The following is a 14,928-nucleotide window of genomic DNA, read 5'->3' as shown; positions in this document are numbered from 1 at the left end:
GTGACCAATGGCGCTGTCCTGCAACTGGGTGACGCCTCGACTTTCACTGATTACAATTTCTCCGCGAGCGCACTCACGCTCGAGGCTTCAACCCTGCGCATGAACGGTACGCAGGCCACACCCCTCAACGGTGCTGTGACGTACAACTTCGATAATCTGACTGCGCCAATTTCCCTTTCAGATTCGACGCTGGATTTCGAGCAATCAGCCGCTGCGAACATCATTTTTAATGGCGACGTCGACGCCATCAACACCAGTTCGCTGAACTACGTTGCGGACACCGGCGCTCACACCTTGGCAATGAACGGTAATCTCACCGGTTCGGGCACGTTCAGCGTAAATATGTCTGAGGGCACGCCAGATTCACTTGGCCTCTCGTTTAACGGTGCGGCGAATAATTACACGGGTACGATAAGCCTGAACGGTGATGCCTACACCGTAGACGTCAATACCCTGTTGGGACAGGCTTCCTGGACGCTGACAGGCGCACAAACGTTGAACTTTAACGGTAATAATGCGCACGCCGCCACCGCGATAATCACTGTCGACAACAGTGTTGTGAATATCACCGATGCGGACACGAGCTTACAGATTGGTGCGGGGACGATGAATGGCGTGATTGGTGGACTGGGGAGTCTGTCGAAAAGCAGCACCGGCACTTTGGCGCTCAATGGTATGAATACCTATACCGGCCCGACCACAATCGTCAACGGCACAATCAATCTCGGCGTTGCTGATGCTATTGCTGCCAGTTCCTCGGTAACAATGGATAGCTCCACCATTCTTGGTTTTAAGAATTTCGATCAGACATTGCAGAATCTCAACGGGACGGGAACCATCACCCTGGGAACCGGCAGTCTGACCTCGCTAAACAATACGGATACTGCGTTCAGCGGCAAAATTAGCGGCACCGGTGATCTGATTAAAACCGGTGCCAGCGCACTGACGCTTTCCGGCAACGCCAATTCGGTCGGCGCAACGACAGTGGAGGCGGGTAATCTGCACCTGGCTCAAAACGGCGCGTACGCCACCACCAGTCTGACGGTGAATACCGGCGCAACGGCGCAACTCGACCAGAGTGCGCAAATCACTTCTGTGGGCGCGGCGGATATTGAGGGCACGCTGAATGTCGCGCTTGGCGGCACGACGCCAAAAATCACCGCCTATAGCGCTACGCTCGGTTCAGGTTCTGCGCTGGAAGTCAGCGGCTTTAGCCCGGTGGCGGCGACCAAAGCCAGTGATCTGAATGGTGCGCGCACGGTGGTACTGCAAACCACGAACGGGATCACTGGCGATTTTGGCACGGTAACCGGCGTAACCGGCAGCGGCGTAGATTATTACTTTAACGACGCTAAACTCTCTGCCGATGGCAAAAACTACAGTCTGGGCAGCGAACTGGCCTGGACGTCCGGCACCTCGCAGGCGACGGGGAATTTCACCCTGACCGCAGCGGGAGACGCGTTTAACGTCGATGTGGCGCTGAGCGATGAAACTGCCAACGGCTCAACCTGGGACGGTAAATCCCTGACCAAACTGGGCGCGGGAAACCTGACGCTGTCGCAGGCCAATACCTACACAGGCACCACTGATATTGAAGCGGGCACGCTGACTGCGGGCATCGAGAATGCGTTTGCCACCAGCAGTTCGGTGAATGTGGCTACCGGCAGCACGCTTGCGCTCAACAATTTTAACCAGACTGCACAGGATCTCACCGGCGCGGGCGCTGTCACGCTCGGCACCGGCAATCTGACCGTGCAGAACAACAACGACACAGCATTCGACGGCGCGATCAGCGGCACTGGCGGACTCACCAAAACCGGCGCCGGTACGCTGACGCTGAGCAGCACCGGTAACAGTGTAGGTGCGGCAGAGGTCGCTGCCGGTATTTTACATCTCACTCAAACCGGCACCTTCAACGCCGCCAGCTTGCTGGTTGATGCCGGTGCCACGGCGCAACTCGACAGCGCGTCGCAGGTCGTCACTACTGGAAACGCCACCGTGAACGGCACGCTGGACGTCACCCTTGGCGGCACCGGCCCGATGCTGACGGCCTCTGATGCCACGCTGGGTGACAGTTCGGTGCTCAATGTCGCCGGCTTTACGCCGGGCACGGCCAGCAAAGCCAGCGATCTCAGCGGCGCACGTACGGTAATCATTGATACCACCGGCGGCATCACCGGAGATTTCAGTTCGGTGACCGGCATTACGCCAAGCGATGTCGATTACATTATCAACGATGCGCGTAAATCCACCGACGGCAACAGCTACAGCGTGGGCAGTGAACTGACGTGGAACGCAGGAACGACGCTTTCCAACGGTAATTTCACTCTGACCAGCGCCTCTGACGCGTTTGACGTAGATGTCTCACTGGCGGACCAGGCAGCCAGCAGCACCGGCTGGGACGGTACGTCGTTAACTAAACTCGGCGCAGGCAACCTCACCCTGTCTGCCGCCAATAGCTACACTGGCGCGACCAGCATTCAGGCGGGGACGCTGACCACCGGCATTGAAAACGCCATTGCCACCAGTGACAGTGTCACCGTTGCCAGCGGCGCGACGCTGGTGCTGAACAATTTCAATCAACTGGTGCAGGATTTGAGCGGTGCCGGGATCATTGCGCTCGGCACGGGGACGCTGACGACGCAAAACAACAGTGACACGGCGTTTGACGGGACGGTCACCGGCACCGGCGGTCTGACCAAAACCGGCACCGGAACACTGACGCTTTCTGCGACCGGCAACTCGGTCGGTGCAACTGACGTCAACGCGGGAACGTTGCATCTGACCCAAAACGGCATGTTTAACGCGACGAGTCTGAGTATCGACAGCGGCGCGATCCTCAGGCTGGATGCGAATTCGCAGATGACCGCCAGCGGCAGTGCGCTTATCGACGGTACGCTGGATGTGACGTTGGGCGGCACCGCACCACTGCTCACCGCCGCCGATGCCACCCTCAACACCACCGACTCTGTACTGAATATTTCCGGGTATAGCAGCGGTCCGGTAGCGAAAGCCAGCGATCTGGAGGGGGCGCGGACGGTGGTCATTCACACCACCGGTGGCATTACCGGCGATTTCAGTGCAGTGACTGGCGTAGGTGCGGGTGACGCGGATTACATTGTGAATGATGCGAAAAAATCCGCCGACGGTCTGGATTACAGCATCGGCAGCGCGCTTGCGTGGAATGCCGCAGCCCCGCTTTCATCGGGAAAATTCACCCTGACCAATGCCAGCGATGCCTTTGACGTCGACGTGGTTTTAGCCGATCAGGCGGCGAATGGCAGCGCCTGGGACGGACAGTCACTTGACAAGCTCGGTCAGGGAACATTGACGCTGTCAGCGGCTAACACTTACACCGGTACTACACACCTGCTGGCGGGGACGTTAAAAACAGGTGTTGAGAATGCCTTTGCTGACAGTTCATCCCTGCTTGTCGGGGTAGGCGCCACGTTTGATCTGAACAACTTCGATCAGCAAGTACACAATATCGTCGGCGGAGGGAATATTGCGCTGGGAACCGCCACCCTAACGATGGATATGGAAGATAACCTCGGGCTGGGCGCGGTCATCAGTGGTACTGGTGGCCTTGTGAAAGAGGGAACAGGAACGCTGACGCTCACAGGTGACAGCACCTACACCGGAGGCACGCAAATTAATGCCGGGAAATTGACAATTACATCTGACAATTCGCTAGGTTCAACAACCAGTAACGTGGCTATCAATAATAATGCCACGTTTGATATCAGTAAGGCGGGCGAATTAACTAATAGCATCACGCTGGGCAGTGGCGGCGGAACCATTATCGGTACGTCGGGAATCAACATCAGCGGGTTGATCGACGGGACCGGCCAATTGACGACCAAGGGGATTATCGATCTTACCGCAGAGAATACTTACAGCGGGGGGACGACGATTAGCAATGGTGCGACCCTGTCTTTGGGTCGAAACACCACGACGGGCAGCATAGTAGGTGATGTTATCAACAACGGGACACTGGCCTTCACCCGCACTAATGATTTCACCGTTGATGGCATTATCAGTGGCACCGGAAAGGTCGATGCACTCGGTGCGGGAACCGCGACGTTAACCGGCGCAAATACCTACACCGGCAGCACCAATGTTTACGGCGCACTGCGAGTGACCGGGGGGGGATCGCTGGGCAGCGGGGCCGTGGCTATCGCCGCACCGGGTTCTTTGCACATTGATGCGCCGACGGCTGGCAGCTATAGCTTCACCAATGTACTCACGGGGGACGGGACCTTACAGGCTACTCTGACGGCGGCCACCGACACCTTCGCGTTTTCTTCTGCGACCGGCAACGCCTTCACCGGCACGGTCGCTTTAGGTCAGGGCCAGTTTACGCTTGACGGTGATAACACCTCGGCGCTGACTAACGCAACGCTGCAACTTGATACCGGCAACACGACTACCGTTGCAGCGGCAGATCAAAACATCGGCAATTTAACCCTGAACGGCGGCACCATGGCGTGGAGCGGGCAAACTCCACCGCAATCGCCAGTAGGGATCGTCAACGTGACTGACCTGACGATTCACAGCGGCACCGTGCAGGTAGACATTCCGGTAACCAGCGGTGTGCCTAACCCGGCGCCTGCGCCGGGGCTGAACTTGCTGGCCCAGGACGACGGTGAGATCCAATCTCAGCTGGTCGCTGCCAGTGGTTCAGTGACCGGCGACGCCTCTTCCCTGGGGCTTGTCGACAGCAGCGGTCAGGCGATCAGTAATCCGCAGACGCTGGCGATCACCGAAGGCACGACCATGGTGGCGAACGGCAGCTATGATTTCATGCTCTCCACCGGCAGCGGTAACGACGGGTTGTATGTCGGGTACGGCCTGAAAGGGCTGGATCTGCTGAGCGGTCAGACGCTGCATCTGGCAACGGACAGCAACTCGGTATCCAACGGCGCGGTGCTTAATGCACAACTGACCGGCAGCGGTAATCTTGACGTCAACGGCAGCGCCTCTGCCGGTCAGACGCTGACCCTAAGCAACGCCACCAACAGTTATACCGGCACCACCACGGTCAGTGGCGGAACGCTGGTGGCGGGCAGTGATAATGCCCTCGGCGCGACGTCTGAGCTGGCATTGCAGGATACCACCGGCTTTGATCTCAACGGTAAAACGCAGACTGTCGGCACGCTGAGCGGCGCAAGCGGGTCCACGCTCAACGTCAATGGCGGCAACCTGACGCTGAGTCTGGGCGGCCAGAGTGAGGGTACGCTGACCGGCGCAGGGAATCTGACGGTGAGCGACGGTACCCTGACCGTCAACGGCGCGAACAGCGGCCTGAGCGCCGCAGTTGTCCTCAATAATACCGCGCAGGCACGGCTCAGTGACGTGGCGGCTCTTGGTACCGGCAGCCTCAGCCTCAGCGGCGCAACCACCGGTGTTCAGCTTGACGCCGCAACCGGCACGCTGGCGAACGCCCTGAGCGGAACTGGCGTGGTCGGGTTACAGGGAGCCTCGGCGGTGACGCTTTCCGGCGATAACAGTGGTTTTGGCGGCAGCTTTACGGTCGATAACACGAGCAGCCTGACGGCAGGCAAGGCGCAAAACCTGGGTACGGCCGCTGTCAGCAACGACGGCGCGCTGGTACTCGACAGTGCCACCGACTGGACATTCACCAACGTAGTCAGCGGCAGCGGTACGCTTGAAAAAGCGGGCAGCGGCAACGTGTCTATTGGCAGCAACAACACCTACACCGGCGGCACGACGGTTAGCGCAGGTACGCTGACACTAACTAACGCACAGGGTGCAGGTACGGGCACGGCAACCATCGCCGCGCCGGGCACGCTGGCAGTCAATGTCAGCGGGGGTAATTTCAGTAATGCGGTCGATAACAGCGGATTAATGAGCGTAAGCGGAGCCGGTAGCGAGCTGAGCAGCACCATCACCGGCAGCGGCACCAACCGGATTTCAGCCACCGATCTGATCCTCAGCGGGGATAACAGCGGATTTACAGGCGTGTGGGATCTGGCCTCCGGCAGCTCTTCCAGCGTTGCGGCCGCGCAAAATCTTGGCGCGGGCAGCGTGCTGCTTAACGGTACGCTCAACGTGACACCGGCCAGCGGCGATTTCGCCTTTGACAATGCGCTGACCGGGCAAGGTGCGATGAATGTCGCGATGGCGACGGCGGCGGATCGCTTCTCCTTAAGCGCGGGCAGCGGCAATGCCTTTGCCGGGCAGGTGAATCTTGGTCAGGGTGCGTTTGTCCTGTCCGGTACGGATACGCAGGCATTGACCAGTGCTACGCTGCAAAATCAGTCAGCCAATATCGTGGTGGGTGCGGGAACGCAAGCCATCGGTAATCTGGCGCTGAACGGCGGCAGTACGACGTTTGATGTGCTGACTAACACGCTGATTACCACCAATCAGCTGGCGCTGAACGGCGGAGAAGTGCGGGTCGGCGGGCTGGAAACCCTGCCGGATCCGGCGAACACCGTTGGTGAACCTTTATTACAGCAGGATGACATTATCGGAGATCCGCTGATCCTCTCGCAGGGCAATACCGGTTCTTCTGCCAATCTGACGCTGACCGATGCCTCAGGTAATGTGCTGGCCCCGACCACCGCCGATGTGACGCAGTTTGGCAATGTGGTGGGACTCGGGACATATAACTACGGCCTGACAGGCAGCAATCTGCAAGGGCAGACTGGCCTGTTCCTTTACTCTGGCCTGGTGAAACTCGATTTGCTGGCAGGCCAGCAGGTTTCTCTGGTGCAGAACTCCAGCGCACCGCTGGGGGGTAACGAAATGCACGCGCTGATCACCGGTGCCGGTGGACTGAATGTGGATGTGGCGACAACGGCCACCCTCAACAACCCGCGTAATGATTACACTGGCCGGACGACGGTCACCAACGGCACGTTGCGTCTGGGCTTTGATCACACGCTGGGCAATACGTCGTCATTGGATCTGCTCGGCACCAGTCAGGTGGATCTGAACGGTAAAACGCAGAGTATCGGCGCACTCAACAGCATGGCGGACACCGTGGTGGATCTTAACGGCGGTACGCTGACCATCACTGACAGCCAGCGTGCGGCGGGCGACACCAACGGCGGCACTATAACCGGTCGCCTGACCGGCAGCGGTCAGCTGATTGTTGACCCGAGCGTGCTCAATATCGATGGCGCTAACCCGAATCTGTCAGCCTCAACGCTTATTACCGGCGGCTCGCAAGTCCGTCTCAACAATGTGCAGGGTCTGGGTACCGGCAGCATCACCATGGACGCGGCGGATGACCTGCTGACTTTCGATACCTTTAACGGCCAGACCGCCAGCGGCGCGTTTAACAATGCGCTGCTCGGTGCGGGCTCTGTGCAGCTCGACAGCACTGAAGTCATCAGCCTAGCGGCGGATAACAGCACCTTCAGCGGTAACTTCACCATTGGCAATGACGCCAAGCTGATCGCCTCTGAAAATGCCAACCTCGGCACGGCAAGCATCACCGATAATGGCTTATTGCAGATCGACAACGCCGCCGACATGACGCTCACCAATAGCGTCACCGGCACTGGCGGATTGTTGAAAACGGGCGCAGGCGCGTTGACGGTTTACCAGCCTGCTTACTCCGGCACGACGGAGATTAACAGCGGCGCGCTGATCGTTGGCAACGGCACGCAGGCCGGGGCAAAACTGGGCGCGGACGGTGCCGGTGAAGTCAGCGTGGCATCGGGCGCAACGCTTTCGGGGGACGGGACGGTGAGCGGCAATGTTACCAACAGCGGTACCGTGGCCGCCCTTAACAGCCTCTCGGCCTACGGCTCGGCGGCAGCCAGCGTGTTCAACCTCAGTGGTAATCTGACCAACAACGGCTTGCTGCAACTGGCGGGCGGCACGGTCGGTAATACCTTAGCGGTCGGCGGAAATTACATCGGTGGCGGCGTGCTGGCACTGCAAACGGTGCTCGGTGGCGATAACTCGGTGACCGATAAACTGGTGGTGGCGGGGGATACTTCCGGCACTACGCAGGTGACGGTGAAAAATGCCGGAGGCAGCGGGGCGCAGACCAACACCGGGATTCAGGTGGTGGATGTGGGCGGGCAATCGAACGGTGTGTTCAGCCTCAATGGTCGTGCGGTGGCCGGGGCGTATGAATATCATCTGGTGAAAAGCACCACCAACGGCGACTGGTATCTGCAATCTGGCACTGATACACCGACGCCACCGCAGCCACCAGAACCCCCAACGCCTCCGACGCCGTCCTCGAACAGCTTCCGTCCTGAGCCGGGCGCCTATCTGGCGAACCAGCGTGCGGCACAAAACATGTTCCTGCACACACTTTATGATCGTTCCGGCGCAGCGCGCAGCAGTCAGGACACCGACATGGCGAAAGGCTGGGTGCGTCTGGGCGGTGATTACACCAAACAGAAAAGTAACGGCGGTCTGTACAATGAGAAAACCCATACCACGCTGTTACAACTGGGCAGCGATTTGTATCAGCTCGACGGTGCAAACGGTGACCAGATTAACGCCGGTGTGATGGCGGGCTACGGCCACTCGAGCAGCAATACCAGCGTTAAAAACAGCACGTATGAAGCCAGCGGGCAGGTGAACGGTTACAGCATCGGGGCTTACGGCACCTGGTACGCGCAGCCTGACCGCGTGACCGGTACCTATGTCGACAGCTGGATCCAGCACGCCTGGTACAAAAATGACGTCAATGGCGACAGCCTGCCGCAGGAGTCTTACGACAGTCAGGGGACGGATGTCTCGCTCGAAACCGGTTACGGCTTCGCGCTGAAACAATCCGATGAAGTCCGCTGGGTGGTCACGCCTCAGGCGCAGCTAATCTACAGTCACTACGAAACCGACGGGCACACCGAGCAAAACGGTACCCGCATCAACGCCAATGGCGACGACGGCATCAGAACCCGTATGGGTGTGCGCCTGAGCCGTCAAAACACGGTAGTCATTAACAGTGCTCAACCGTTCCTTGAAGTGAACTGGTACAACGGCCAACCGGCATCAGACAGTGTGGACTTCAATCAGGTCCGCTTTGAAAATGCCACTTCGGTAAACCGTTACGAAGTCAAGGCTGGGGTGACCGGCTCCATCAACCAGAAATGGCAGACCTGGGGACAAGTCAGCAGTACCTGGGGCGACAACAACTATCAGGGCTATCAGGGAATGGTGGGCGTGAAATACCAGTGGTAAAACACGAAGTCACTGCAAAGCCGGGCGCGAAAGTGCCCGGTTTTTTTTATGTGGCGTGAGCTGCGGCCCGGAGATGTCCGGCAGCCGCTCAAGTCTTATCCAGCGGACAATCTATCACTGCGCAACCGGCTCACGCTGATCACCGTCGCCAGAACAGTCGCGATCACCGCTACCCATAAGCTGACCTTCACCGCCTGTGCTTCCTGTAACACACTGCTGGCGGAGTAAATTGTCAGGATCACCCCGACGCAGGCTGCGCCCAGACACTGCCCGAAGGTGCGCATAATCGCCAATACGCCGGAAGCGTAACCGCTGTTTTCCCGCGAGGCGTTGGAGAGCATTTCACGGTTATTCGGGCTCTGGAAGCAGCCAAAACCGATGCCGCAGACGAAACTTCTCAGACCGATATCCCAGAACTGCGGCTGCGCAGGCAGTTGCGCCAGTAACAGTAATCCCACTGCAAATATTGCCAGACCCACAGTCGAAATAATGGCGGCAGGATAGCGGTCAGCCAGGCGTCCGGCATGCGGGGCAGCGAGAATAATCCCCAGCGGCCACGGCGTGAAAAGTAATGCGGAAACGAACGCGCTGTAACCGTAAACACTTTGGAACAGGAACGGCAGTGCGACAAAGGTGATGCCCTGGCTGACAAATGAAGCCAGCGACGTGAATGCCGCCAGTGTAAACCGGGTGGAGGCAAATATACCCAGCGGCAACAGGGGTTTAGGCGCGCGACGTTGACGCCAGACAAAGGCCAGGCCTGCAATAATCGCTGTCAGGCCATACGTCATGGCGGTAACAAGTTCGCCTGCGCCGGGATGTGAGAAGGATTCTGCCGCCATAATCAGCGCACCCAGTGCCACCGCCGATAACACAGCGCCCGCGCTGTCAAACGGCTGACGCGTACTGGCAGGGTTTGAAGGCACCGCCCGCAGCGTGAGAATGACGGCAAGAATGCCGAGCGGAATGTTTATCGCGAACAGCCACTGCCAGCTCATCGCGGATAATATTGTGCCGCCAAGCACAGGCGCGACGGCGGTGCTGGTGGCGATCATCAGAGCATTCAGCCCCAGTATTCGGCCCAGCAGCCGATTGGGAAAAGCGGAGCGCAATATCGCCGGTCCGATACTCAGCGTCGCCGCCGCGCCGATACCCTGAAGCACTCGCATAACGATCAACATATCGAGGGATGTTGACAGGGCGCAGCCCAACGAGGCGAGTGTGAATACCGTCAGCCCGGAGAGAAAGAGCGGGCGGAAACCAATGTGGCTGGCCAGTGCGGCGAAAATCGCCAGCGTCATGGATGCGGACAACAGATAACCATTCGATACCCAGACCGCATCGCCAGCGGATATATCCAGCGCCCGTGCGATTTGCGGCAGCGCAATGTTGACCATCGAGCCATCGAACACTGACATTGTCGCCATGATCATTACGGCAGCCATGGCAAAACCGCGTTCGCGGCCGGGTAATCCCTCATCGCCTGGTTTATCGGAAAATAACTCCATAATGCTATCGCTCTCATTGATATTTAGTGAAGTCACTATACCGGTGGGCAATATAGTGCGGAAGGCGCAGCGTTTGCACTTAATACCTGCACCAGACGCCTTCTCTCGAATTTCAGCCTGAGTTATCATGAGGTATGACTGAACCCGATTTGAACTTACTCATTGCGCTGGACGTGCTTCTTGCTGAAGGAAGTGTGGCGGGTGCTGCCCGTCGTTTAGGCCTGAGCGCCTCGGCCATGAGCCGGACACTGAGCCGCCTGCGCACGACGACCGGCGATCCGCTGCTGGTGCGGGCAGGGCGTCAGATGGTGCTGACGCCTTACGCCGAAGAGATCCGTGAACGCACGCAAAACGCTGCGCACGAAGCGCGCGCGTTGCTGCGTCCTTCGGCATCGGTACTCAATTTACCGATGCTTGACCGCACCTTTATCCTGCGCTCTAACGACGGTTTTGTGCTGGCCTTTGGCGCAACGCTTATCGCCGAAGTGGCGGCGGTGGCGCCGCGGGTCTGTCTGCGATTTGCACCGAAACCGGAAAAAAGCTCCTCACATCTGCGGGAAGGACGGGTCGATCTTGAGATAGGCGTGCTGAGTAATATGGGGCCGGAAATCCGTATTCAGACACTGTTCCGTGACCGCTTTGTCGGGGTGGTCAGAAAAGGCCATCCGCTCGAACTAAAAGGTGAGATTACCGCTGCCGACTATGCCGCGTGCGGCCATGTAGTGGTGTCCCGTCGCGATGGTATCCGCGGGCCGGTGGATGATGCGCTGGCTGAATACGGCTTAGAACGTAAAATCTCCACCGTCGTGCCCGGCTTCTCTGCCGCACTGGCGATCGCCCAGGCGTCGGATTTGGTGGCGCTGGTTCCGGCTTCTTTCCTCATCAGCCAGCCGGTTATCGAAAGTAACGGCGCGCAGGCCACGCTCTGGATTTTTGATCTGCCGGTAAAAACCCGCGAAATCACAATCTCGCAGATGTGGCACCCGCGCTCTGAGGTGGATCCGGCGCACCGCTGGTTGCGGCAGTTGGTACTTAACGTATGCCGGCAGAAGCTGTCGGGTCAGGAACATTAAGAATCAACGCTACCGGGCATCAAGGTAATGTTTAAGCGTCATCCGTAAATCTGGCGTTAACTCTTTGATGTTATTTAGCATCCAGCGTAAATACATCGGGTCATCCTGGGCGATTTCCTCAATTTTCATACCCCGGTATTTACCAAACATCATGGTGGTGACCAGCGCAGGACGCCCGGTAATGCCGACCATTTCTTCCGGCGTCCAGTCTGATTCCTCCATGATACGGATCAGTAATGCTGCGGTGATGTAACAGTCAAACAGCGCGCGGTGGTGATGCAATTCCGCGGGGGTTGTTACATTGAGTTTGAGGGATTTGTATAACGCCATGTTGCTGTACTTGATCCCCGGCCACAGGCGACGCGCCAGTTTCACGGTGCAAATCCAGTCACCCGGCATTTCCGGCAGCATACGCTGGTCGAAACTGGCGTTGTGGGCCACATAATAAGGGCTGCCGTGGTAACGGGGGATCACCTCTTCAATCCAGGGTTTGTCGGCCACCATCGCCTCAGTGATTTTGTGAATAGCCATCGCCTGATGGCTGATAGGGCGATCGGGACGTACCAGATCGCTCATCGGGTTGACGATTTGTCCATCCACAATATCGACCGAGGCCACTTCAACGACGCCACCCTGCAATCCACAGGTTTCCGTATCAATTACTCGCAACATATTTCACTCCAGAGGGGCATCCGACGCTCGTCAGATAGTGAGTACGATCCTAATTTATCTTGCCTTTTAGTTCAATCCGGGGAGGCCAGGCTCCTGACAGCGCGTAACTGGAATATTTCCACACAATCAATCCGCCTATTTCCTGTACAGATCACACTTCACCCTGCTTTCGTGAAAATGCTCACATTCCCCCGTGCAGATGCCCAAAAATACGACGAAATTTTCGGCTTTTAGCCGTGGAAATGTGCAAATAAAGTGGCTAACTTCGATAATGAAACGCTATTTTATTAATGTTGGATTGCGGTTTTAACGAAGTGTGAGTGCGCTCACAAAGCGGACGGAACCCGTAATCCCGGAGCGCCCTGACGGGCAGTCACTCTCTCAGTAATGGCAGGTATCGCTGTGAAAATAAGTTCTGTTGAAGTTTCTGTTTTTACTTATCCGACGCGTCGTGTATCAGACAGCGCGGGTCATTCGCATCCGGGTGAAGAAAGTCTGGCAAAAATGGCGATGTTGACCATCTCCACCGATGAAGGCGATTGCGGTTATTCGTTCGCGCCACCGGAAGTAGTGCGTCCGCACGTGGTCAATGCCTTCTTTAGAAAAGTACTGATTGGTCAGAATCCGTTCGACCGGGAACGTCTTTGGCAGGATCTGGTTCACTGGCAGCGCGGCAGTGCGCACCAGCTGACCGAGCGTGCGCTGTCGTTTGTCGAGCAGGCGCTGTGGGATTTAATGGGCCGTAAACTGAATATGCCAGTGCATAAGCTCCTGGGGGGATTCCGTGAAAAAGTGCCTGCCTACGGCAGCACCATGTGCGGCGACGAGCTGAAGGGCGGGCTGTCGACGCCTGACGAGTTTGGTCAGTTTGCCGAAAAGCTGGTGGCGCGCGGTTATCAGGCGATAAAACTGCACACCTGGATGCCACCGGTGGCGTTCGCGCCGGACCCGAAAATGGACATCAAAGCCTGCGCCGCCGTGCGTGAAGCGGTCGGGCCGGACATCGAACTGATGCTCGACGGCTATCACTGGTACAGCCGCGCAGGAGGGTAAAATACTGTTATTTCTGATTAAAATACCTCTCCTGCAAAACCCCTGCAAAATTCCTCAGCAAAACCGCATAACAATTAAACCGCCACTTCCTTCCATTCCTTACCGCGATCATCGTGATATTTTTCTGTCATCTGGCTGGTTTTGTGGCCCAAGAGACTCTGCGTATCTATCCCCTGAGCACTATATAAGCGTTCACATAAAGACCGTTGCTCATGGAATGTTGGGGGAGAATTAGCATCAAATTTAATACCTGACTGGTCTCTAGCCTTAGCGAAACCCCGAGATAAAGTATCCTGATTCAACTGGCCACCGCGTTCGCAGTTACTCAGTGATCTGTGATGATGCAGGATCCATTTACTCAAGACGACATCACGACATTCGGCGATCACGTCCCGGAGACAAATATCTAAAACGTCACAGCGAATAGATAATGGGATCGCTACCTTTGCCCCGGTCTTTTGCTGGATCACGTGAAGCTTGTCATCCCAAATATCTGAGAATTTCATGGCCGCAATATCTCCGACCCGCTGCCCGGTGAGTATCGCAATCATCATGCCGCGCCGAACATAAGCAGGCTGCTCTGATGCCTTCGAATATATGGCTTTCCATTCATCGAGAGAAAGCCGTTGCCTGGTAACTTTTGCCCTTGGCTGTCTTGTAGCAATTGCCGGGTTATATCCCACAGGGACTTCACCCATATGCTGAGCTTCTTTGAACAGATCGCTGAGAACGGAGCGCACCATTTGTGCCATTCTCCCTTTGCCCTGCTCAATGTATATATCTAAAATGCTGGCGATATCGCGCGCGCCAATCTCAGGTAAAGGCTTGATGCCGCACTGTTCTACAAATGCTTTTAGAGCTGGTTCTTTCCCGGCAGCAGTTTTGGGTTTTATTTCTCCGTTATTAACCTTTTCCTTCAGCATTTTTCGATATTTATCTACCCAAGAGTTTGCCGTAATACCTTTATCAGTTTCCCTGCTGATATCGTTTCTGACTCTTATAAGATTTGCCATCTTCTGCTCATTCAGTTTCATATTTGCATCGATAGCTATAGCTCTAGCTTCCTTTTCGTTGTCGCCTAAGCCATGAAATTTGCCAGTAATCGGATGTTTGTAACGCCAGTAAACCTTTTTGGTTCTGGCGTCGGTATAGCAGGAGAGTCCGGGAATATTCACATTGTATTTACGTGGACGAGCCATCTTCGAGAATCCTCATTAAACGTGGATCTAAGTCCTTGCTGATCTCGGGCTTCTCGGCCATGCCAATAAAGCGCGCTGACGCTTCCACACGCCAGCATCGCCCAGCCTTAACGGGAAGAGGGTAAATCATTCCGTTTTTGGCATACCTCATCAATGTTGCTCGACTTGGTACTGGCGCTGAGAACTCTTCGAGAGCCCATTCATCTAACGTTAATGTTCTCGCCATAAATTACTCCACACGTTTAGTTA

Annotated in this window: 6 protein-coding genes and 1 pseudogene; 3 read left to right on the top strand and 4 right to left on the bottom strand. The window is 56.7% G+C overall.

The genetic code is table 11. The annotated features are described in order from the left end of the window. Positions 1 to 9,174: an autotransporter outer membrane beta-barrel domain-containing protein gene (locus AC0Z7K_RS07440; RefSeq protein WP_485613657.1), complete on the top strand. Its 9,174-nt coding sequence runs from the start codon at positions 1 to 3 to the stop codon at positions 9,172 to 9,174. A 95-nt stretch (positions 9,175 to 9,269) separates the two neighbouring features. Here AC0Z7K_RS07440 and AC0Z7K_RS07435 read toward each other — a convergent pair whose 3' ends face one another. Continuing rightward, positions 9,270 to 10,682: an MFS transporter gene (locus tag AC0Z7K_RS07435; protein WP_485613656.1), complete on the bottom strand. Its 1,413-nt coding sequence runs from the start codon at positions 10,680 to 10,682 to the stop codon at positions 9,270 to 9,272. Between the two features lie 134 nt (positions 10,683 to 10,816). On the opposite strand from AC0Z7K_RS07435, the gene AC0Z7K_RS07430 reads away from it, so the two are divergent. After that, the gene (locus AC0Z7K_RS07430; protein ID WP_485613655.1) at positions 10,817 to 11,755 is read left to right on the top strand and encodes a LysR family transcriptional regulator; all 939 of its coding nucleotides are present in this window, start codon (positions 10,817 to 10,819) and stop codon (positions 11,753 to 11,755) included. A 9-nt stretch (positions 11,756 to 11,764) separates the two neighbouring features. Here the strand turns inward: AC0Z7K_RS07430 and exoX are convergent, their stop codons facing one another. Then, positions 11,765 to 12,427, bottom strand: coding sequence for an exodeoxyribonuclease X (gene exoX / locus AC0Z7K_RS07425; RefSeq protein WP_413531302.1), 663 nt, complete (start codon positions 12,425 to 12,427; stop codon positions 11,765 to 11,767). A 402-nt stretch (positions 12,428 to 12,829) separates the two neighbouring features. Between exoX and AC0Z7K_RS07420 the strand changes: the two are divergent. Beyond that, positions 12,830 to 13,471, top strand: a pseudogene (locus tag AC0Z7K_RS07420) (enolase C-terminal domain-like protein); the annotation flags it as partial. A gap of 83 nt (positions 13,472 to 13,554) precedes the next feature. On the opposite strand, the gene AC0Z7K_RS07415 reads toward AC0Z7K_RS07420, so the two are convergent. Together AC0Z7K_RS07415 and AC0Z7K_RS07410 are read right to left on the bottom strand one after the other, a co-directional pair. Continuing rightward, entirely contained in the window at positions 13,555 to 14,679 is a 1,125-nt protein-coding gene (locus tag AC0Z7K_RS07415; protein ID WP_485613653.1) for a phage integrase Arm DNA-binding domain-containing protein, read from the bottom strand. Then, positions 14,663 to 14,905 (bottom strand): excisionase, encoded by a 243-nt coding sequence (locus AC0Z7K_RS07410; protein ID WP_414062242.1) that lies wholly within the window; start codon positions 14,903 to 14,905, stop codon positions 14,663 to 14,665. The genes AC0Z7K_RS07415 and AC0Z7K_RS07410 overlap by 17 nt, the downstream gene beginning before the upstream one ends. Between the last annotated feature and the right edge of the window lie 23 nt (positions 14,906 to 14,928).

This window comes from Rahnella sp. 1L-D-7-B-C2 (genome assembly GCF_057290995.1).
The sequence above is the reverse complement of the archived record's forward strand: the minus strand, read 5'-3'. Positions and strand labels throughout refer to the sequence as shown.

Excerpts from the sequence above, each read along its gene's own strand:
- AC0Z7K_RS07435 (WP_485613656.1), bottom strand. The coding sequence starts at position 10,682 with ATGGAGTTATTTTCCGATAAACCAGGCGATGAGGGATTACCCGGCCGC.
- AC0Z7K_RS07430 (WP_485613655.1), top strand. The coding sequence starts at position 10,817 with ATGACTGAACCCGATTTGAACTTACTCATTGCGCTGGACGTGCTTCTT.
- exoX (WP_413531302.1), bottom strand. The coding sequence starts at position 12,427 with ATGTTGCGAGTAATTGATACGGAAACCTGTGGATTGCAGGGTGGCGTC.
- AC0Z7K_RS07415 (WP_485613653.1), bottom strand. The coding sequence starts at position 14,679 with ATGGCTCGTCCACGTAAATACAATGTGAATATTCCCGGACTCTCCTGC.
- AC0Z7K_RS07410 (WP_414062242.1), bottom strand. The coding sequence starts at position 14,905 with ATGGCGAGAACATTAACGTTAGATGAATGGGCTCTCGAAGAGTTCTCA.